Here is a 22,112-nt window from a genome sequence, read left to right as displayed (position 1 = left end):
CTAGCAAATTTATTTTAAGAAGTAAAGTTTTAAAATATTTTCTACAGTTTTTTCTCCTAGTCATATATATAGATGAAAACAAAATTCCAGAAGTAACATTTGTTTTAAAAAAATTATATATTATATATGGGGGGGAATATTATGAAAATAGGAATAGATTGTGGTCATACTTTATCTGGAGCTGATTATGGGGCTGTGGGAATAAAAGCAGAATCAAATCTAACCAGAGAAGTAGGCACTAGAGTAATAAGTAAATTACAAGCTTTAGGCCATACAGTTATTAAGTGTTATAAAGATACTTGTAGTAGTTTACAAGATAGTTTAAGTTATAGAACGAATACAGCTAACAATAACAATGTAGATTTATATGTATCTATTCATTTTAATGCTTTTAATGGTAGTGCTTATGGAACAGAGGTTTTAACCTATGGAGGAAATAAGTTTAGTGAAGCTACTTCTGTGTTAAATAATATAGTTTCCCTAGGTTATACAAATAGAGGTATAAAAGATGGAAGTAACCTTTATGTAATTAGAAATACAAAAGCTAAGTCTATGCTTATAGAATGTTGTTTCTGTGATAATTCTGGGGACATGAGTAGGTTTAATGCAGATAAGATGGCAGATGCTATAGTAAAAGGTTTAGTAGGAAAAACGACTGATGTTCCATCAGGTGGAAATTCTGGTTCTGGGGGAACTAGTTCTGGCTCAAGTAATTCTGGTTCAACTATATATGGTAATCATTATTTAATAAAAGAACTTCAACAAGAAATAAATAGCCAGGGCTTTGGAAATATAAAAGTAGATGGAATAGCGGGAGAGGCAACATCAAATGTAGCACCAATAGTTAAGAAAGGAGCCAAAGGTGGAATAACTAAAGCAATACAAAAAATGCTTATCAATATAGGCTATCCAGTAGGTTCCTCAGGAGCAGATGGTGTATTTGGAGATGGTACTGAAACCGCAGTAAAAGCAGTACAGAAAGATTGTAACCTTTCTGTAGACGGAATTGTAGGAAAAGAGACATGGAAAGCTTTGTTTAGAAATTTAAGATAAATTAGAAAAAAGATAGCTTTTTTATTTAAGCTATGTTCTAGAATAATGTTGATAATATATGAATTTTAAAGGAAAGTCAAAAATGACTTTCCTTTATTCGTATTTTAAGTTTATATAGTATCTATCTCTATATATGAATCTAATCTTTTCTCTAATGTTTCTGTATGAAGCTCAAATAAATTATTATCATAGTCATAAAAATATATAGAATAGCCTTCCCCAGATACTCTTTTTCTTGGAGGCTTTAACTCTAAATTTAAAGTTTTAATTTTATTTAAATAACTATCTACATCAGAATCTGATATTTTAAATGCTACATGATGATAAGTTCTGTTAAGTATATTTTCATCTTCCATAACAGCGATCCACTGATTACCAATAATAAAAAAACGCTCCTTAAATAAAGAATGTTTTTTTTCACCGCTATAATAGACTTCTTTAGCATCAAACAGTTCTTTAAATAATTGAGTAGTTTTGTCTAAATTTTTCACAACAAAAGTAATATGGCTTATGCTTTCAATCATATATGTATCGTCCTCCGTCTCATCCAACCAATGTGTATTTAGTTATAATTTGCTCATATTTTAATTATAACATTAGTTTTTATAGCATTATATAAAAATTGACTTTCTTTAAAAAGTAGTTATCTTTGTGTAAGCATGTGCTAAATTATATTGAACTATAAAGTTTTTGATTTTTGCAACTTCCTTGTCATTTTTAAACAACTATAGTCATTTGAACCAGTAGATATAAATATAATACAAAAAATGTATTTTTAACTACAAATATGTTATAATTATAACTAAATTTTTATTTATTACATATTAATTTTTACAAAGTAACAAAATAGTATTGTAATAAGAGGACAAGTAGTCTTATAAATCAACTAAAATCTTATAAAGAACTATATTTTATTATTAAGGAGGCTTAGAGGAAGCTATGATTGAAGCTAAAAATTTAACTAAACGATTTAAAAAAGGTGTGACAGCAGTAGATAGCATAAATTTTAAAGCAAATGATGGAGAAATACTTGGCTTGCTTGGAGAAAATGGAGCAGGTAAAACAACAACCCTTAGAATGCTTGCTACTATGCTTAAAATCACAGAGGGTGAAGCGCTAATAAACGGTCATGACGTAAGTAAAGAAGCTGATAAGGTAAGAGGAGAAATAGGTATTTTGTTTGGTGGTGAAGTTGGTCTTTATGACAGACTTACTGCAAGGGAAAATATAAAATATTTTGCAGAGCTTAATGGTATGTCTAAAGAAGAAACTAATAAAAGTATAGAGGAACTTGCAAAAAATTTAGACATGACAGAATATCTTGATAGAAGAGTTGGGAAATTTTCGAGAGGTATGAAGCAAAAAGTAGCTATTGCAAGATCTATAGTACATAATCCATCTGTGGTTTTATTTGATGAGCCAACTATAGGATTAGATGTTACCTCTGCAAAAATTGTACAAGACTTTATATTAAAATGTAAAAGTGATGGAAGAACTATTATATTCTCAAGTCACACAATACCAGAAGTAGAAAAGCTATGTGATAGGATTGTTATAATTCATAAAGGTAAAATAGTAGAAGAAGGAAAGCTTAAAGAACTTGAAGAAAAATATAACAATAGCATAGAAGAAATATTTATAAATTTAATAGCAAAGTAAAGAAGGTGATTGTATGAAAAATATAATAGGAGTAGTATTAAAAAAAGAACTTTTAGATTTATTTAGAGATAAGAAAACACTAATATTAAGTATATTAATTCCAATAATTCTTTTACCCATAATGTCTTTTGCTATTGGCAAAATGGCGAAGTCTGATAGTGATAAGGTTCAAAACAATCTTAAAATAGCTATAGAAGATCAAGGAAATAGCAGTTTTTCTAAATTTATAAAATCTCATAAAAATGTTAAGGTAATAAACTCTAAAAATATTGATGAAGATATAAAAGAAGGAGATGTATATGTACAGATTAAAATCCCAAAAGGATTTGATGATAACATATCAAAGGATTCTAATGAAAAAATAGAATTAAAATATGATAATTCAAGTAATGATGCAATGACAGCTGTATCAATGATTAAAAATTACATAGATGAATATTCAAAACAAATAGTTTCAAAACGACTTGAAAAGAAAAATATAGATCAATCAATATTAACACCAATTAATATTGTAGATAATGTGGTTGGAGATAAAGATGATGGTTTTGGGAAAATAATGGCTTCAATGATGATTCCTTTACTTTTAATGCTTTACAGTGCAACAAGTACAATTGGAGCAGCAGTAGATCTAGGAGCGGGAGAGAAAGAAAGAGGAACACTTGAACCACTTCTTACAACAAAAGCAGGAAGAACATCTTTACTTGTAGGAAAATTTCTTGCAATAACAGTAATGGGAATATTAATGTCCTGTGCTTATTTAATTGGAATAATACTAACAATGAATCAACCCAATGGAATGTTTGGCGATGCAGGACTAAATTTAGGACCAGCTACTTTAGTTCTTATTATGATTTTACCTATTTTATATACAATGGTATTTGGAGCACTTCAACTTGCCATTAGTATCTATGCAAAATCATTTAAAGAAGCTCAAACGTACCTAAGTCCTATAACTATTATAGCTATGGTATTAATTTATATGGTTATGATGAAAGACCCTAAAAATATAGGAATGCTTTATTTTAATATACCACTTACAAATGGAGTTTGTCTTATGAAAGAGTTTTTAGCTGGAATTTATAACTATACTCACATAGCAATAACCTTTGGCTGGATAATTGTATATATAGTTGCATCTATTTCATTTGCAAGATATATGTTCTCAAAAGAAGAAGTTATATTTAGAACATAATATAAGTTGTATAAATGAAAATAATTTAAAAAAGTATTTATATAAATTTTCATTTTAAAGAGAATGTCTCAAAATAGCCTTAATTTTAATATAGTAAATATAAATAATACATGTAATAAACATATAAATGAGCTTTAGTAGTTCTTAATTTGACGGAATTAAAAATTTTTGTAATTCCTCACAGGACGTGAGGAGTCAGTGGTGAAGGCCTCTACTAGGTAAAAAATTTTTAATGGAGTCAAATTTAGAACTGCTTAGCAAAATGAATTGCTTTACGAATGTATTACTTATATGTACGGTTTTAAAATTAAGGCTGTTTTTATTTTGAGACAACCTCTTTTTTAAAAAATGTTTTTTGGAAGAATTTATAAAATTTTTAATTATTATTGAATTTAATAAATGGTATTTTACTAGATTTACAATAGCTTTAAGGAAAATATAGAATAATATTACAATGATATGATATAATTTCCTATGTAAGGGGGAGTTTTCATGAAGATTACTATAATTTGCTTTTACTTAGGTATTATATTTCTTATATTATTAATGAAAGCCAGAAGTACAGGAAGCATATTAGGAATAAGAGCAGCAACTATACTATATGTTATAGGTGCGGGATATTATTTGGGAGTATTTAGTTATAGTATTAGTATAGATATAAAAGAACTATTTGCTTCTTCGAATTTAAATAAAACAGAAGAACAGTCATTACCAATCAACAGAGTTCAAAATGTTGGGACTATATTTGGAACCCTTAGTCCGGAAGTAAAATCAAAATTTATACAGCCTAAAGTATTAAATCCTATTTCTGTAAATGTATTAGCTCCACCAACTGTTAAATCATCTCCAATAGAGTCAGAGGATGAACACAGTGGTAACAAATGAAAATGGAATTTATGTAGATTTTGCTACTTTCTTAAAGTGGGAAGAAATTGATGGTTATGAATGGGATCATGAACTTTTAAAACTTAAGATCAATAAACTAGGTGTTATACGTAAAATAAAAATAAAACCAGAAAATATTGAAAAAGTACAGGATATAATTGAAAAAAATCAGGTTTTAGCTTTTATATAAATAATAAAAATGTTAAAAAGTATATTATATATAAATAATAAAAATGTTAAAAAGTATATTATATATAAATAATAAAGGAACAATGAAAAGTATTAACTTTTTAATCTGGTTTACATCTTATTTACCTAATATTCTTTGTCCTTGGGTAAAAGTACTTTGAACTAAAGGAGCTTTGTATCTGAATTTAGGAGATTCATCTTCTATAGCATGTATATACTGATTTACTATAGAATTAAAGGATTTATGTTCCATTAATTCAAAATAGCTGTATTGCTTCTTTTCTAATTTTACTAATTTATCTTTAAAATATGATTTCTCTTTCATCCATACAAACTGTTTAGCAATATTTCTTTGGTTAAAGCCAGTTTTATAAGCTCCAGGTTCAATCAAAATTATATTAATGTTACAGTCAGAAAGTTCTTTTATTTCCTCTTTTAGAGAAGATACTATTGCTTCTAAAGCAAATTTGCTGGATGTATAAGGTGATAAAAAAGGTATTGTAACTCTACCAGATAAGGAAGATAAAAAGATAATTCTTCCTTCCTTTTTTTTAATCATGTTATTAAATACAATTTGAGTAAGCTCTAAAGCAGAAAATACATTGGTTTCAAATACATTTCTATATTTGTCAATTGAAACTTCTGATGCAGAACCAGAATCTCCTATAGCAGCGTTATTAATTAATGCATCTATATCTAAATTTTTTACAATATCTCTATCCTCTTTTAAAGTTATATCTAACTTAAAGCTTTCAAGATTCTTATTTATATTTTTTTTTAAGGCTATTTCCTTTAAATTTTCTGCTTGAGACTTTTTATGAGTAGTTGCATAAACTTTATGTCCTTTTTTAGCTAAAGCAATAGAAGAAGCCTTCCCAAGACCAGAACCTGCACCTGTAATTAATATTTTACTCATGATATCACTTCCATAAAATTTTTATATTATTTATGTTTTACAATTGAGTAATAGATTATCCTAATATAAAGAATTTAACATATTTCAATGGATTATTTAAATTTATTATATTAGGATAATCTATGGGAGATAATTTATACTAGTATCATTGTTGATTTTAAATTTTCTCCTAATATGTACAAATAAAAGGTATAATAAATATTAAAATATAAATTAAAGAGGTATTAAAATGAACAACCTTACAAAAATGAAATTTATTTTAGCTCCAGACTCTTTTAAAGAAAGTATGACAGCAAAGGAAGTAGCATATGCTATGGAAAAGGGAATAAAAAAAGTTTTAAAAAATGCTGAATGTGTGAAAGTTCCTATGGCAGATGGTGGAGAGGGAACAGTTCAATCTCTAGTGGACGCAACAAATGGACAAATAGTTCATTCTGAGGTAACAGGTCCAGATGGGAAAAATAAGGTACATGCTGTATTTGGAATACTTGGAGATTATAAAACTGCAGTTATAGAAATGTCTAGTGCAAGTGGAATTCATCTTATAGAATCTGAAAAGAGAAATCCCTTATATACTACAACATATGGAACAGGAGAACTTATAAAGAAAGCATTAGATAAAGGGGTTTCTACAATACTTATAGGTATCGGTGGTAGCGCAACAAATGATGGTGGTGCAGGTATGGTGACAGCTCTTGGAGCAAAACTTTTAGATAAAGATAAAAAGGAGATCCCTTTTGGGGGAGGATATTTAGACAAACTAGAGGAAATTGATTTAAAAAAATTAGATGAAAGATTAAAACATGTAGATATAAAGGTTGCCTGTGATGTGGATAATCCACTTTTAGGAGAAAAAGGCGCTTCTTATGTTTTTGGTCCTCAAAAAGGAGCTACCCCTGAAATAGTAAAAATATTAGATAAGAATTTAGCTTCTTTTGCAAATATTATAGAAAATAAGTTGGGTAAAAATATAAAAGAAGTACCAGGAGCAGGAGCAGCAGGAGGCTTAGGATTTGGACTTATGGCATTTTTAAATGCTAAACTTGAAAAAGGAATTGATCTTGTAATTGAGTATACAAAATTAAGGGAAAAAGTAAAAAATGCAGATTTTGTGTTTACAGGAGAGGGGAGTATAGATTTTCAAACAATCTTTGGAAAAACTCCTTTTGGAGTAGCCAAAGTCGCAAAAGAATTTAATATACCAGTTATAGCTTTCGCAGCACATATTGGAGATGATATAGATATTTTATATGAAAATGGAATTGACTCCATTGTAGGAATTTTAAGGGGCGTTACGGACTTAAAAAGTGCCCTTAAAGAAGGAAAAATAAACGTGGAAAAGGCTAGTGAAAATATAACTAGAATTTTAGATGTTGCAAGAAGATATGAATAATGAACAGCCTTTGCACAATCTTAAAATAATATGTTATTGTTTAATAAAGTATTTAAATCTAGAACTTCTTTTGATAAGTTTCGTATTTCATTACAATTTTTTTCTTTAACATTCTTCTTTTTTAATTTTTTTAATAAATCTACTACTTGTTTCATATTAAATCACTCCTCAAAATTTATTTAACTTATGATTTAATTATAAATAGTAAAGAGGATTTGAACCATTTATTTAGATTACAATTTTGCCTTTTAAAGTTACAGTTTTGTAATATAAAAATTATTATTAATATTATTATAGAAATGGTTGTGTCAAAATAGAGTTTATTTGTTATGTTAAATTTATCTTGAGAGGCTCTTTTTTTATATTTATTAAAAATTATAAGGGTTTATGGTAATTTTTAGTTAAAAAATGATTAAATTATACTGAAGTAATAGTTTAGCTATAAGAAAAATTAATAGGATACTATAAATAAGATTATTAATTCTTATAGAATATTATGAAAATGTTATAGGTTTAATGAAAAAAGTAATTAATTAAATAATAAATGAAATAAAAGTTATCAGGTAAGTTATTTAAATGTTATAAAACTTGAATGTTGATAAAAAAATAACATTGAAATAAGCGCTAATTTGTAATATATTTTAATTGGTAAGGTGATTTGGGATTGGTTACCAATCCATAAAATGTGATTTGGGGTCATATTTGTAGTCTGATGTATTTAAACTTTTCATCTATCCATTCATATAGTTCTATATAAATTTATAAAAGAGTAGTTATGCAAACTGTTTTATAAACATCAACATTCAAATTATAGAGGGGGCTTGTAAATGTATAGTTTTAAATGTGATTACAGCGAAGGATGCCATCCTAGAATTCTAAAGGCATTGGCAGAGTCAAATGATACTCAAGAAGAAGGTTATGGAAAAGATTACCATACTAAAAATGCTATTTCTATAATAAAGAGATTAGTACAAAATGAAAATGTAGATATTCATCTTATATCTGGAGGAACTCAAACAAATTTAATTTCAATTAGTTCCTTTTTAAGGCCTCATGAAGCTTGTGTATGTGTACATTCAGGTCATATTGCAGGTCCTGAGACGGGTGCTATTGAATATACTGGACATAAAGTAATTACTGTAGATTCAAAAGATGGAAAAATTACTACAGATAAAATTCAAGAGATATTAGATTCTTATAGAAATGAGCATTTTGTAAAACCCAAGCTTGTTTATATTTCTAACTCAACAGAAGTTGGAACCATATATAACAAAGAAGAGATGAGAAATTTAAGCGAATTTTGCAAGGATAAAAATCTTATTTTGTATGTAGATGGTGCAAGGCTTGGTTCTGCCCTTGCTGTTAAAGAATCAAATTTAACTTTAAAAGATATGTGTGATTTTTCAGATGCATTTTGTATTGGTGGAACTAAAAATGGAGCCCTTATGGGGGAAGCTTTAGTTATAAAAAATCAAAATTTAAGAGAAGATTTTAGATATAATATAAAACAAAAGGGTGGACTTCTTGCTAAGGGAAGAGTTTTAGGAATACAGTTTGAGGAACTATTTAAGGATAATCTTTATTTTGATCTTGCAAATCATGCAAATGAAATGGCGAGCATTTTAACTAAAGGTCTAAAAGAAGCTAATTGTAAGTTCTTTGTGGAATCTAAAAGTAATCAAGTTTTTCCTATTTTAAGTAATGAAAGCATTAAAAAACTAGAAGAAAAATTTTCTTTTAATATTTGGGAAAAGGTAGACAATAAAAACTCTGCTATTAGATTAGTTACCTCCTGGGCAACAAAAAAAGAAGCGGTACTCGATTTTGTTCAGGAATTAAAAAAATTAGAAGAATAGATTTTCAAGATAAGATTTAGATAGATGTAACAAAGATTAAAAAATTATAAGAAGAATATAGAAAGGCTTGTCTCAAAATAGATTTAATTTTAATATTTCTAGTATTAAAGTTAAATCTATTTTATTTTGAGATGCCTTTCTTTTTTCAGGTTTATTAAAAAATCATAAAGAGGTGTAGGTTACTTTTATTCTCAAAAACAATTAAATTATAGTGAATTAAGGCGGCAACTGTAAGAAAAATTAAGAATTAATTAGATATTGTCGAAAATAACAAATTAAGGGCACTAAATAATTATGAAAATACTATCACTTTAATGAAAAAAGTAATTAATTGAATAATTAGTTTGGGTAAACGTTATCAAATATGTTTTTTAAATACTATAAAACTTGTAGAGTAATAAAAAAATAATATTGAAATAATGGTTAAATTGTAATATATTTGATATTGACAGCTGAAATTGAAATTTATATTTAAAATGTAAATTTGTGGTTCGAATCATACTTGTAATTTTTTATCCGATGACTACCCGCTCTAATACTCCCATCTTCTTCAAAGTGGGAGTAAAGAGCGGCTACGTCCCTGGATAACGATTTCTAAGCTTCAGAGGGAGTAAAAACTCCCGCTGAAGTCAAGAACTCTGTTTATTTGTTGTACTAAAAATATATTAATGAATTTTGGGAGGGTTATATGATGGAAGTATTAAGTAATTTAGAACCTAAATCAGTATTTCATTTTTTTGAGGAATTAACTAAAATACCACATGGATCAAGAAATGAAAAAGAAATCAGTGATTTTTTAGTTAGCTTTGCAAAGGAAAGAAATTTAGAGGTATATCAAGATAAGGCCTTAAATGTAATAATCAAAAAGCCTGGCACAAAGGGATATGAAAATGCACCAACTGTAATAATACAAGGTCATATGGATATGGTTTGTGAAAAGCTAAAAGATGTAGATCATAATTTTGAAAAAGATTCATTAAAATTAAGAATAGAAGATGACTATATTTATGCTACAGGAACAACATTAGGTGGAGATGATGGCATTGCTATAGCTTATGGACTCGCAGTATTAGATTCAAAAGATATAGATCATCCACCAATAGAATTTGTTGCTACAAGTAATGAAGAAGATGGTATGGATGGGGCTTTTGCGTTAGACACTAAAAATTTAAAAGGTAAAATGCTTATAAATATAGATGGAGAAGAAGATGGCGTATTTATAGTAAGCTGTGCAGGAGGTATTACAGCTACTACAAAAATAAAAGTAGAGTCAGAAAAATGCAAAAAAGAAGCTATTAAAATAAGAGTAGTAGGTTTAAATGGTGGACATTCTGGAATGGAAATAGTTAAACAAAGAGGGAATGCAAATAAATTAATGGGTAGACTTTTATATACTTTAAGTAAGTATATTGATTTTAATATTGCACATATAGATGGCGGAACAAAAGAAAATGCTATACCTAGGGAGTGCAGTACCGTAATAACTTTAGATAAAAATAAAATAGAAGAAGTTAAAGAAATTTTAAGTAAAGTTCAGGAAGATTTAAAAGCTGAATATAGTGTACAAGATCCTTCAGTGGAAATAAAAGTTGAAAGTTCAGATAAAGTAGACAAGCATTTAAGCAAAAATAACACACAGTCAATTGTTAGATTTTTAACATCAGTTCCAGATGGAGTACAATCTATGAGTCAAGATATAAAAGGTCTTGTAGAAAGTAGCTTAAATACTGCAATAATAGATACAAAAGAAGATGAAGTTGAAATTATATCTTCTATAAGAAGTTCAGTTTATAGCAGAAAATTTGAAATAGCGGATAAAATTGAAGCTTTAGCAGAGGCTGTTGGTGCTACTGTTAAAAGGGAGTCAGAATATCCAGGCTGGGAATACGATAAAGATTCTAAAATAAGAGATGTATCTGTTTTAGCTTATAAAAACCTATTTGATGTAGAACCAACTATAACAGCAATTCATGCAGGACTTGAATGTGGATTGTTTAAAGAAACTATGAAAGATACAGATATGATTAGCTTTGGCCCAGATATAATAGATGTTCATACAGCTAATGAACATTTAAAAATATCTTCAGTTGAAAAATATTGGAGGCTTCTAAAAGAAATATTAAAGAATATTAAATAAATATATTTATTTCATCTATTACAAAAATGTAAGATTAAAATGCTAAATTGTAAGTAAATTAAATAGTACTAAATGTATACAATCCTTATAATAAAATTATAGTTAACATTTATAGTTTTATTATAAGGATGTGAGAATTATGAATAGATATTTAGAACCAATAAAAATTGCCATTATAACATTTCCATTTATAGCTGCAGTTTTTACAGTACCCTTTTTAATTTTTCAATATAAAAAATATGGATATGTAAACAAAATAAGACTAGTAATAGTATATTCATTACTATTATTTTTAATAAATGCATATTATTTAGTTATTTTGCCACTTCCCAATATAGAGAGTATACATCCATTAAAAAAACCTATTACTGAATATATGCAATTAATACCTTTTACATTTATATTTGATTTTTTAAAGGAAACTAAAGTTCAGTTAAATGAGCCAATTACCTATTTAATCATCTTAAAAGAAAGAGCTTTCCTGCAAGTAATTTTAAATGTTATGCTACTTATGCCTTTAGGTGTTTATTGTAGATATTATTTTAGAAAAAGTTTAGGAAAAACAGTATTAATAACATTTTTAATATCATTATTCTTTGAGATAACCCAAATAACAGGATTGTATGGTATTTATGAGGCACCTTACAGATTATTTGATGTGGATGATTTAATGTTAAATACTTTTGGGGGCATGATAGGCTATTTATTAGCACCTAAAATAACGTATTTTCTACCTGGTTCTGATAAATTTGATGTGGGAATTGATTTGAAAAATATGCAAGTTGGATTTATAAGAAGATCCGTAGGAGCGGGCATTGATATTCTTATAAATTTTACAATAATTACAGTATTTAATAATTTAGTTGTTTCAGTAGTTGCTTTATTATTGTATTATATAATTTTGCCATATATAACTAACGGAATAACCCTTGGAAAATTGATAGTAAGAATAAAGATAAAAGGAAGAAGAGAAAAAATAACCTTTAAGGAAATATTAAAAAGAAATGGGATCTTATTTTTCACTATAAGTATTCAATTAGTATTATCATTTATATCACCTGTTTTTGTAGTTGTGCACAATTTAACAATACCAGGTTATATATTATATAAAACCATTAAAAATGATAAAATATTATTTTATGAAAGAATTAGTGGAACTAAAAATGTAATTGTATGCAATGAAAAAGACACATTAAAAGAAGAAAATATAAACTTGCAAAAATTAAATAGTTTAAATAAAGTAGCTTTACACAGATAACAATAGAATGAAAATGTTTTTTTAGCTAGCTTTCAATTTAAAGACTACCTTAAGTTTCTATTTAATAAGAAGTTAAGGTAGTTTTTTTATATTAACTAAAAATTATTTCAAACTTCTAAAAAATTTTTTGATCAATAGAAGGATTTTTTTTACTTTTATAGAAATTTATATATATAGCTGTTTTGTAAGTCAGGCATTTTTGGAGACCTCCTTACTTTAAAAAGAGTCCTAAATAGGGCTCTTTTTGTATGAAATTTTTTATGTGAAATTTTAAAGAGTTTTTAATATTTTTGGTATATTTATATAATAATTTTATTTTCAGATAATTATGTACAAAATTTGAACTTTATGTAAATGTAATGTATAATTAACATGGAATATATTATATCATGTAGAAAATTTAGGGAGGATTATGTATGAAAAATAAAAAAGTTAAGAAGCCATTTTATAAAAAATGGTGGTTCTGGATATTGATTCTGATAGTTGGAATAGGAATAGGAGCTGGTGCAGGAGCAATTATAGATGAACCTCAAAAAGTAGGACAAACAAGTGCAAAAGTACAGGATAAAAGTACAGAAACCAGTACAGAAACAAATAAATCTAAAGTTTTTAAAATTGGAGATGTTGTAAAATTAAAAGACTTTAAAGTTACAGTTAATAAACTTTATAAAGTTAAGGGGGATGAGCTTTCTCAACCTCAGCCAGGTAATGAATTTATTGCAGTAGATTGTTCGGTAGAAAACATATCAAATGAACAACAGGCAGTGTCTTCAGTAATGATGTTTAAAGTTGTAGATAAAGATGGTAGAGAATGTGAAGAGTCAATAGGAGGTTTGACAGCCGCTAAGGCAGGACAAATGGATGGAGAAATTGGCCCAGGTAGAAAAATAACAGGAGTTTATGTTGTAGAGGTTCCGAAAGGAACTACTGGATTAGAATTGGAGTTTAATGGTTCTTTACTTTTAGGTGGACAAGTAATAGTAAAATTAAATTAAATGTAATAAAGCCTTAGATTAATTTCTGAGGTTTTTTTAATCAAAAATATACAATTTGATCTTTATAATATTATATTAACATAGCATAAAATTTGCATATATATATAATTTGTAAATAAATAAATGATTTACATTAAATAGTTTTATAGTGTAAAAAAGTTATAAATTATTGTATTGTAAATTTATATGGAAATTTGGAGTAATATTGTATACAATTATATAATATGTCTTATTCATTCTTTTATATAAATTAAATTTTATTTTTAAATATTAAAGCATAATAGTATTATTAACAATTATAAAGGAGAGATATTCAATGAAAAAAGTAGTTATATTAGCTACTTCCATAGCATTAATTTTGGGAACATCGACTATAGCGCATGGAGAAAATAATTATAATGTAAGTAGAATAGAAGGGGCAAATAGATACAAAACATCTTCAAACATATCAAAACAGTTTAGTAATGATAAAGTAAACAATGTAATTATAGCAAGTGGAAGAAATTTCCCAGATGCATTAGCGGGAAGTAGTCTTTCTAAAAAACTGAATGCTCCAATATTATTGGTAGATAAAGATGTAAAGGATAGTTTAGATTCAATAGATTATATAAAGAACCATTTAAATGTAAATGGAAATGTATACATATTAGGTGGTAATGCTTCTGTAAGTGAAAATTATATAAATTACATAAAATCCTTAGGATATAAAAATATTATAAGATTAGGTGGGAAAAATAGATTTGATACAAATAGAGCAATAATAAATTCTATGAATATAAAAAAGAGAACACCAATAGTTATAACTAATGGATATGGATTTGCAGATGCATTAAGTGTTTCTAGTGCTGCAGCCTCAAAAGGATATCCTATTTTAATGAGTGATTCTAAAACTTTGCCTGATGAAATTAAAGCTAAAATTAGAGAAATTCAACCTTCTAAATTATATTTAATAGGTGGACAAGGTTCTTTAAGTAATAATATAGTTACAGAAGTAAGAAATATAGTACCTTCATTAAATTATAGCAATATAACAAGAGTTTGGGGAAATAGTAGATATGATACTTCATTAGAGATATGTAAATACTTTAACTTAGATTCAGATACAGCAGTAATTGCTAATGGAGAAAATTTCCCAGATGCTTTATCTGGTAGCGCATTAGCAGCAAAGCAGAATGCTCCAATAATACTTACAAATGGTAAAGATATGTTAAATCAGAAAAAATATTTAAATATAACAAACTATAAAAATTTAATTTTACTTGGTGGTTCAGGAGCAATAAGTTCTAATTTAGAAAATATCTTAAATGGAACAATAAATGAACTAGATATAATAAAAAGTAAAAGTGTTTATAACTCTAATATGAAAGATAACAATGGAGAGATTTATTCAGCGTACCTATATAGTGATGACAAAAAAATAGAAACAGCAGAGTATAGCTGGGCTGGAGTACAAAAAGGAGATAGATTAAGTACTGGTCATTATAAAATAGCTATAGTAAAGCATGGTGAGGGTGAACCAAAGATATATGATGCATATGATAATAAATCAATAACACTAAATTTAAACAGAAATTTAGTTAAAGTATATAAAAATAAGCAATCAAATGGTTCAGATTTTCTTATGATTGGTATGCCAGTATCCAGTAATATTTCAGAAATAAGGCTTTATTATATAAAAGATGGAGAAATTAAAAAAACATATTTTAAAGATAAAAAAGGTATAAAGAATGAGGCATCTACTTTTAATTCATTGTTTTTTAATCAAAGAGAGGAAAATATTTTTGAAACAGCAACTTATAATAATATGAATGGTTTATTCTATATACATTCATGGCAATTCAATTTAGACAATGGTTTATTCTATAATTTAGGTTTTAAGTCTATGGATCAAGATACGTATTTTAATTATGAAAAAAAGGTCCAATAATAATTAAATTATAACTTATATAAATACTTAATATGATAAAATACATTAAATGTTTGTTACAAAATCAGGAGATCAATGAATTTGCATAGGTACAAGTTTATTAGTATTGAAATAGACTTGTATCTATGGTGGCAAAACATTTAGTTTGTAAAGTAAAGCCCTATAGGTGCGAACCTATAGGGCTTTTTATATTAAAAATTATAGATTATATAATGTATGCAATCTATTTATGGAAAAGTGTTTAATACTTTGTACAATATATTTAAATGGAAGAGTTATATATGAATAATAAAATTATTAAACCATCAATATTACCAGGATTTATGGAGTTATTACCTAGGGAACAAATAATTTCATATGTTAAATTTTGTATGTTAAATAAAATTTACATATATAAATATTAATAAGGTTCAATCGAATATAAGGATATAAATTTTAAAAAATTACAAAGAGATGGTGTTACAAAATTCCATAATGGATTATGTAGGTTTTTTTGTAAAGGTAGGTGATATACAAATATATGACATAATTTTATTTTAAGAACTAAGTATAATAAAGACAATGCTAGTATTAAAAAATAAAAAATTATAAAGAAACATATAAGTAACCAGGAGGCGTAAATGTAAAATGGATATTTTTCTAGCTTTAGGTGTGATAATAGGACTTTCAGCAGTTATTGTAGGAATGATAGTAAAAGGTGCAAATATTGCAGTATTATTAAATCCTGCTGCAGCAATTATAATTCTTGTAGGAACTATGGCAGCGGTAATGAATTCTTTCCCTAAGGATGAATTTCTTAAAATTCCTAAAATTTTAGGAGTGCTTTTTAAAGAAAAAGGAAAAGGAGAACAAGCTTCTATTGTAAATGAGATTGTTGAGTTATCAAAAACATCTAGAAAAGATGGCTTGCTAGCACTTGAGAAGATTGTAGATAGTATGTCAAATAAATTTATGAAAAAGGGCCTGACTATGGTAGTTGATGGTACGGAACCAGGTTATATAAGGGAAGTTTTAGAAATAGAAATTCAGAGTGTGGAAGAAAGACATCGTCTAGGAGCTTCTATTTTTACAACTGCAGGGGGAGCAGCACCAACTCTTGGAGTTTTAGGAGCTGTTGTTGGTTTGATTGGAGCTCTTGGAAACTTAAACGATGTCGAAAAACTTGGACATATGATAGCGGGAGCGTTCGTTGCAACTCTTTATGGTATTTTCTTTGGATATGTAGTATGCCATCCTTTTGCATCTAGACTTAAAAGAAAATCTCATGAAGAAATAAATTCTATGTATATTATAGTTGAAGGTGTTTTAGCTATCCAAGAGGGGGTAAATCCTCAAAAAATACAAGAAAAACTTATAGGCATGTTAGAACCAAATGAAAGAATAAAAATAGAGGCACACAATATTAAAGGATAACTTAAAGGAGAATAAAAATGAAAAAAAAAGAATCTCATGAAGATCATATTGATGAAACATGGCTTATTCCATATTCAGATATGTTAACTCTTCTTTTGGCATTATTTATTGTTATGTTTGCTATGAGCAAGGTAGATACTGCAAAATTGCAGAAAGCTAGCCAGGAGTTTAATATTATTTTTAAAGCGGGGAGTAATGTAGTGCAAGAAGGTGGCGGTGGAGGCGCTTCAGTAGGTAAAGCAGGTGTTTCAATTGTTCCGAGCGATAGTGTGACTGAGGATATCAAGATGAAAGAAATTAAATCAAATTTGGAAAAAGAAATTAAAAAAAGTGGATATTCTGACAAGGTTAAAGTTGGAGTTGACGCTGATGGTCTAGAGATTGATATACAAGATGTTGTGCTTTTTAATTCTGGCGATGCAGAGGTATTAAAACAGTCATCAGCACTATTAACACAAATTTCTAAAATGCTTAAAGGTTTGGATAATAATATTAAGATTACAGGGCACACAGATAATAAACCCATAAGTAATTCAAAATTTCGTTCTAACTGGGATTTAAGTGCAATACGTGCTATAAACGTAATGAATTTTCTCAGTAATATAGGAGGAATTCCTGCAAATAAGTTATCAATTCAAGCTTATGGTGAGTATATGCCTAAATTTGATAATGCTACAGAGGTCGGTAGAGCAAAAAATAGAAGAGTAGAAATTGCTATAGTTCGTAAGTATCCATCAACGCCAGTTACAAAAGAAACTAATAAGGATAAAAGGGAAAAGTAGTAATGCTGTAATTTAGTTTTAAGCACTAAGGAAACTTAAGAGGCTTTTTAATTATATAATAATATATTTTAGATTATTAATCACCTTTCATGGTAATTTTGATGTGCAGATCAATTTATATTATGAAGGTGATTTTTATATTTTCAAATTCAAACTAATTTTTTATAAAAAGATATATTACAAGAGACATTATTAGAGAATTATATATTGTTTTTACATATTAGATGGTTATGGGTACAATATAATTAATATATAAATAATGTGAAAAAATACAAATATAGATTTCTAAGAAAGGTATATTAATTTTATGAATAAATACTCCAATAGAAGAAGATCTCATATTCATATTATAAAACAATATAATTCTGAAACTAATGAGTATACAGGTACAAGAATAGTAGTATTTATGAAGGGTAAAAAGAAATATATTCAGGATATAGATAATTTTAAAATCCATAAATATGAGAATTCTAAAAACAAAAGACCTAATACATCTACCTGGGAAATGGAAAACTCTAATATAGAAAAACTTATAAAAAAAGAGATGATAAATTTTAGTCAAGATGGAAAGCTAAAAATGTATCATATTTTATATGAATCTATAGAATTAAATTTAAGTGATTATTATTTGAAAGTACTTAAAGAGGAAAATATAGATCCATTGAAAGTTGAAATAAAACTATAAATTAATGAGGATGTCTGAAAATAGCCTTAATTTTAAAACCGTAAATATAAATAATACATTCATAAAGTAATTCATTTTGCTAAGCAGTTCTAAATTTGACTCTATTAAAAATTTTTTACCCAGTAAAGGCAACCTCCTCTGGTTTCACTACTGGCTCCTCATGTCCTGTGAGGAATTACAAAAATTTTTAATTCCATCAAATTAAGAACTACTAAAGTTCATCCATATGTTTATTACATCTATTATTTATATTTACTATATTAAAATTAGCGCTATTTTTATTTTGAGACATCCTCATTAAATATAACAAAATAGATTTAAATTTATAGCTAAAAGCCCCATAGGTGTGAAGCCTATGGAGCTTTATATTTTTCGTAATGTGTAAGTTATTAGGGAATTATTTTAGTTCTTACTATAAGAAATAGAGATTTTATTTATAAGTTTTAATAATAAAAATAATATTGGCATTTGACAATAATTAAAAATAGGAGTAATATAAAAGTGGCAAATGACAATATCCTTAATATGGATATGGGAATTTAAGTAAAAGGTTTGAATTGATTATCAATACTATAATAAAAGATTTGGGGGAATAAAAATGAAAATAGCAATTTCATCCACAGGAAAAACTATGGAAAATTTACTTGATATGAGGTTTGGAAGATGTGAATATTTTCAAATCCATGATACTGAAAGTAAAGAAGTTAAAATATTAGAAAATGAAGGTCGAAATGCAAGTGGTGGAGCAGGTATTGTTGCATCTAACCAATTAGTAGATGAAAAAGTAGATGTTATTATTACAGGAAATTTTGGACCTAATGCTTTTGAAATTATTGAAAAGGCAGGTGTCAAAGCCTATAAGTGTGAATCTATATCTATAACTTTAGTTATTGAGAAATATAATAAGGGCGAGCTTGAACAAATAAATATGTCTGGCCCTGCACATCATGGAATGTAATAACAGAATGGAGATGAATATATAGTGAATATAGCAGTACTTAGTGGAAAGGGAGGAACAGGTAAAACTACAGTATCTACAAATCTTGCCCTTGCATTCAAGTCTAACTATATAGACTGTGATGTGGAAGAACCAAATGGCTTTTTATTTTTAAAACCTAAAGTAGAGGTAGAAAAAAAGGTTATGGTAGAGTATCCAATTATAGATGATAATAAATGTGTTAATTGTGGAGCCTGTGCTAATGCTTGTCAATTTAATGCACTGGCAAAGGTTAAGGATGATATTATGCTTTTTCAAAAATTATGTCATGGTTGTGGAGCCTGTAAAATTGCCTGTAAATATAATGTTATAACTTATGATAAAAGGGGCATAGGGAAAATTGAAAGTGGGTCTAGTCATGATATAAATTGTAGCAGAGGAATTTTAAATATAAGTGAACCTATGGCGGTACCTGTTATTAAAGAATTACTTAAAAATTTATCAGGTCAGAGCAATTTAATTGATTGTCCTCCAGGCACTTCCTGTAACGTAGTAAATGCTTTAAAGTATGCAGATGGAGCAATACTTGTTACAGAACCTTCAGAATTTGGGCTTCATGATTTGAAAATGGCTGTGAAACTTGTAAAAATGTATAATATGCCTTTTGGGATAGTTATAAATAAAGATGATGGAGAAGATAACATAATAAAAAAATATTGCAAAGAAGAAGAAATAAATTTGATAGGTACTATACCCTATGCTAAGAAAACAGCAATTCTTTATTCTAAGGGTGAAGTACTTTATGATGACTCATATCACAAAGCAGTATTTGATAATCTTTCTAAGAAAGCTAAGGAGGTACTAAATTGGATTTAGTGGTTTTAAGTGGAAAAGGTGGAACCGGTAAAACTACAATAGCAACAGCACTATCAGATCTTTATAATGATGTAATAAGAGTAGATTGCGACGTGGATGCTTCTAATTTTTATATGTTTTATAAGGGAAAAGATATTGAAAAAGGTGATTTTATAGGTGGGAAAAAAGCTAATATAGATGAGGATATATGTATTAAATGTATGGAATGTGAATCAGTCTGTAAATTTGATGCTATAAAAAATTTTAAAATAGATCCTTTTCTCTGTGAGGGTTGTGGTGCTTGTACATTAATATGCTTACAAAATGCCATAAAATTAGAAGATGAAAAAACTGCAAAAACTTTTATTACAGAATTAGAAAAAGGATTAATTTCTAGAGCAGAAATGGAAGTAGGTAGCGATGGTTCAGGAAAGTTAGTAACTGATATTAGAAAAAAGGCTAAAAAATTAAATAAAGATGACAAATTAACAATAATAGATGGTTCTCCTGGCATTGGATGTGCTGTTATAGCTTCCATAACAGGGACTGATGCAATACTTATTGTTACAGAACCTACTGCATCAGGACTTGAAGATTTAAAAAGAGTAGTAGCTTTATGCAACCACTTTGGTATTTTTGCTATGGTTTGTGTAAACAAATATGACATAAACAAAGAAATGACAGTAGATATAGAAAATTTTATTAATGAAAAAGGCATAAAATTAGTAGGTAAAATCCCATATGATAATACTGTTATGAAATCTATAAATGAGCTAAACCCTATAACTCATTATAAAGAAAGTATAGCTAAAGAAGCTATTGAACATATGTGGAAAAGCATTAAAGAAACAATATAAATTGGAAAAGATATAGAAAGATTAAGTGAATAGTTATCTTACAGTTATATAAGTTATATATATATAAAATTATTATTAAATTAAAATATAGGAGGAATTTTAAATGAAAATAGCAATTGCAAGTGATGGAAAATATGTGAGTGGACATTTTGGACATTGTGAAGGGTTTACAATTTATGAAGTAGAAGAAGGAAAATCTTTAAATAAAACTTTTACTCCAAATCCTGGACATAGACCTGGATATCTTCCAGTATTTTTAAAAGGATTAAATGTAAATATTATTATTGCAGGTGGAATGGGAGAAACAGCACAAAATTTATTTAATGAAAACAATATTGAAGTAGTAGTTGGCGCACAGGGATTTAGTGATGATATAGCTCAAAAATACATACAGGGGAAACTAAAGTCAACAGGTAGTGTATGTAGAGAACATGAACATGAGGGACATTGTGAAGACTAAATATATAAGTGGTTAGTTTTAAGCTAACCACTTATATATTTACAAATTCTATTTATTCCATCACCTTTAGTAGCTGATACTTGTAATATTTTTACTTTAGGATTTAGACACTTAGCATCCTTATAAAATTGATCTAAATCAAAATTAGTATAAGGCAATATATCAATTTTGTTTAGTACAATTACATCAGTTGTTTGAAACATAAGGGGATATTTCAAAGGTTTATCATTACCTTCAGTAACGCTCATAACAGCTATTCTCATATCTTCCCCTAAGTCAAATTCTGCGGTACAAACTAAATTACCTATATTATCAATAATTATAAGTTTTTCCTTATTAATATCCAGGTTATTTACTGCTTCTACTATAGCACCAGCTTCAAGATGACAGGCCCCATTAGTATTAAGTTGAACAGTTTTAACACCTAATTTTTCAATTCGTTTGGCGTCTTTATCTGTGTATAAATCACCTTCAATTACCGCTAATTTTTCTCTATTATTAATATTTTTTATTATAGATTCTAGTAAAGTGGTTTTTCCTGATCCCGGTGAACCTAATAAATTAATCATTTTTATGTTTTTTTTATGAAGTTTATCTTTTAAGTCGTAGGCAATAGATTTATTTTTCTTATAAACACTTTCATTGATTTCTATGGTTTTTATT

22 protein-coding genes are annotated in these 22,112 nt (G+C 27.5%); 18 read left to right on the top strand and 4 right to left on the bottom strand.

What is annotated here, in order from left to right:
- Window positions 1-141 precede the first annotated feature (141 nt).
- A complete protein-coding gene (locus ACYUDJ_RS10995) occupies window positions 142-1,053 on the top strand; it encodes an N-acetylmuramoyl-L-alanine amidase (RefSeq protein WP_043032114.1) in 912 nt (303 codons plus the stop codon).
- Window positions 1,054-1,163: 110 nt separating this feature from the next.
- Here ACYUDJ_RS10995 and fosX read toward each other — a convergent pair whose 3' ends face one another.
- Window positions 1,164-1,577 (bottom strand): FosX/FosE/FosI family fosfomycin resistance hydrolase, encoded by a 414-nt coding sequence (gene fosX, locus ACYUDJ_RS10990; RefSeq protein ID WP_042384757.1) that lies wholly within the window; start codon window positions 1,575-1,577, stop codon window positions 1,164-1,166.
- A gap of 415 nt (window positions 1,578-1,992) precedes the next feature.
- Between fosX and ACYUDJ_RS10985 the strand changes: the two genes are divergently transcribed.
- The 4 genes from ACYUDJ_RS10985 to ACYUDJ_RS10970 all read left to right on the top strand — a co-directional run bounded on the left by ACYUDJ_RS10985 (window position 1,993) and on the right by ACYUDJ_RS10970 (window position 4,979).
- Window positions 1,993-2,712 (top strand): ABC transporter ATP-binding protein, encoded by a 720-nt coding sequence (locus ACYUDJ_RS10985; protein ID WP_003485104.1) that lies wholly within the window; start codon window positions 1,993-1,995, stop codon window positions 2,710-2,712.
- Between the two features lie 13 nt (window positions 2,713-2,725).
- Window positions 2,726-3,904 (top strand): ABC transporter permease, encoded by a 1,179-nt coding sequence (locus tag ACYUDJ_RS10980; RefSeq protein ID WP_003485114.1) that lies wholly within the window; start codon window positions 2,726-2,728, stop codon window positions 3,902-3,904.
- A gap of 492 nt (window positions 3,905-4,396) precedes the next feature.
- A complete protein-coding gene (locus ACYUDJ_RS10975) occupies window positions 4,397-4,789 on the top strand; it encodes a hypothetical protein (RefSeq protein ID WP_043032113.1) in 393 nt (130 codons plus the stop codon).
- The gene (locus tag ACYUDJ_RS10970; RefSeq protein ID WP_003485116.1) at window positions 4,776-4,979 is read left to right on the top strand and encodes a DUF5673 domain-containing protein; all 204 of its coding nucleotides are present in this window, start codon (window positions 4,776-4,778) and stop codon (window positions 4,977-4,979) included. The genes ACYUDJ_RS10975 and ACYUDJ_RS10970 overlap by 14 nt, the downstream gene beginning before the upstream one ends.
- Window positions 4,980-5,096: 117 nt before the next feature.
- Here the strand turns inward: ACYUDJ_RS10970 and ACYUDJ_RS10965 are convergent, their stop codons facing one another.
- Entirely contained in the window at window positions 5,097-5,894 is a 798-nt protein-coding gene (locus tag ACYUDJ_RS10965) for an SDR family NAD(P)-dependent oxidoreductase (RefSeq protein WP_003485117.1), read from the bottom strand.
- A 247-nt stretch (window positions 5,895-6,141) separates the two neighbouring features.
- Between ACYUDJ_RS10965 and ACYUDJ_RS10960 the strand changes: the two genes are divergently transcribed.
- Window positions 6,142-7,287, top strand: coding sequence for a glycerate kinase family protein (locus tag ACYUDJ_RS10960; RefSeq protein ID WP_042385508.1), 1,146 nt, complete (start codon window positions 6,142-6,144; stop codon window positions 7,285-7,287).
- A gap of 20 nt (window positions 7,288-7,307) precedes the next feature.
- Here ACYUDJ_RS10960 and ACYUDJ_RS10955 read toward each other — a convergent pair whose 3' ends face one another.
- Complete coding sequence (locus ACYUDJ_RS10955; RefSeq protein WP_003485119.1) at window positions 7,308-7,442, bottom strand: hypothetical protein; 135 nt, start codon at window positions 7,440-7,442, stop codon at window positions 7,308-7,310.
- A 672-nt stretch (window positions 7,443-8,114) separates the two neighbouring features.
- On the opposite strand from ACYUDJ_RS10955, the gene ACYUDJ_RS10950 reads away from it, so the two are divergent.
- The 12 genes from ACYUDJ_RS10950 to ACYUDJ_RS10895 all read left to right on the top strand — a co-directional run bounded on the left by ACYUDJ_RS10950 (window position 8,115) and on the right by ACYUDJ_RS10895 (window position 21,449).
- On the top strand, window positions 8,115-9,143 hold the full coding sequence (locus ACYUDJ_RS10950) for a threonine aldolase family protein (protein ID WP_043032112.1): 1,029 nt from the start codon (window positions 8,115-8,117) through the stop codon (window positions 9,141-9,143).
- Window positions 9,144-9,834: 691 nt separating this feature from the next.
- Window positions 9,835-11,280 (top strand): aminoacyl-histidine dipeptidase, encoded by a 1,446-nt coding sequence (locus ACYUDJ_RS10945; protein ID WP_042384765.1) that lies wholly within the window; start codon window positions 9,835-9,837, stop codon window positions 11,278-11,280.
- A 139-nt stretch (window positions 11,281-11,419) separates the two neighbouring features.
- Window positions 11,420-12,538: a VanZ family protein gene (locus tag ACYUDJ_RS10940; protein ID WP_043032111.1), complete on the top strand. Its 1,119-nt coding sequence runs from the start codon at window positions 11,420-11,422 to the stop codon at window positions 12,536-12,538.
- A 416-nt stretch (window positions 12,539-12,954) separates the two neighbouring features.
- The gene (locus tag ACYUDJ_RS10935; RefSeq protein WP_003485123.1) at window positions 12,955-13,533 is read left to right on the top strand and encodes a DUF4352 domain-containing protein; all 579 of its coding nucleotides are present in this window, start codon (window positions 12,955-12,957) and stop codon (window positions 13,531-13,533) included.
- Window positions 13,534-13,849: 316 nt separating this feature from the next.
- Window positions 13,850-15,460 (top strand): cell wall-binding repeat-containing protein, encoded by a 1,611-nt coding sequence (locus ACYUDJ_RS10930; RefSeq protein ID WP_003485124.1) that lies wholly within the window; start codon window positions 13,850-13,852, stop codon window positions 15,458-15,460.
- A 627-nt stretch (window positions 15,461-16,087) separates the two neighbouring features.
- A complete protein-coding gene (motA, locus tag ACYUDJ_RS10925) occupies window positions 16,088-16,873 on the top strand; it encodes a flagellar motor stator protein MotA (RefSeq protein ID WP_043032110.1) in 786 nt (261 codons plus the stop codon).
- Between the two features lie 17 nt (window positions 16,874-16,890).
- The gene (locus ACYUDJ_RS10920; RefSeq protein ID WP_003485129.1) at window positions 16,891-17,655 is read left to right on the top strand and encodes an OmpA/MotB family protein; all 765 of its coding nucleotides are present in this window, start codon (window positions 16,891-16,893) and stop codon (window positions 17,653-17,655) included.
- Between the two features lie 307 nt (window positions 17,656-17,962).
- On the top strand, window positions 17,963-18,340 hold the full coding sequence (locus tag ACYUDJ_RS10915) for a hypothetical protein (protein ID WP_003485130.1): 378 nt from the start codon (window positions 17,963-17,965) through the stop codon (window positions 18,338-18,340).
- Window positions 18,341-18,938: 598 nt separating this feature from the next.
- On the top strand, window positions 18,939-19,298 hold the full coding sequence (locus ACYUDJ_RS10910; protein ID WP_043032109.1) for a NifB/NifX family molybdenum-iron cluster-binding protein: 360 nt from the start codon (window positions 18,939-18,941) through the stop codon (window positions 19,296-19,298).
- 24 nt (window positions 19,299-19,322) lie between these two features.
- Window positions 19,323-20,153 (top strand): nucleotide-binding protein, encoded by an 831-nt coding sequence (locus tag ACYUDJ_RS10905; RefSeq protein WP_003485134.1) that lies wholly within the window; start codon window positions 19,323-19,325, stop codon window positions 20,151-20,153.
- Window positions 20,144-20,989 carry an ATP-binding protein gene (locus tag ACYUDJ_RS10900; RefSeq protein WP_043032108.1) on the top strand — a complete coding sequence of 282 codons (846 nt, stop codon included), beginning with the start codon at window positions 20,144-20,146 and terminating at the stop codon, window positions 20,987-20,989. The genes ACYUDJ_RS10905 and ACYUDJ_RS10900 overlap by 10 nt, the downstream gene beginning before the upstream one ends.
- Window positions 20,990-21,092: 103 nt before the next feature.
- On the top strand, window positions 21,093-21,449 hold the full coding sequence (locus ACYUDJ_RS10895; protein WP_061329476.1) for a NifB/NifX family molybdenum-iron cluster-binding protein: 357 nt from the start codon (window positions 21,093-21,095) through the stop codon (window positions 21,447-21,449).
- 23 nt (window positions 21,450-21,472) lie between these two features.
- Here ACYUDJ_RS10895 and hypB read toward each other — a convergent pair whose 3' ends face one another.
- Window positions 21,473-22,111, bottom strand: coding sequence for a hydrogenase nickel incorporation protein HypB (gene hypB, locus ACYUDJ_RS10890; protein ID WP_043032106.1), 639 nt, complete (start codon window positions 22,109-22,111; stop codon window positions 21,473-21,475).
- Window position 22,112: the final 1 nt, after the last annotated feature.

Source organism: Clostridium sp. CTA-6 (genome assembly GCF_054768115.1).
Note: the sequence above shows the minus strand (reverse complement) of the source record. Positions and strands in the feature narration are given on the sequence as shown.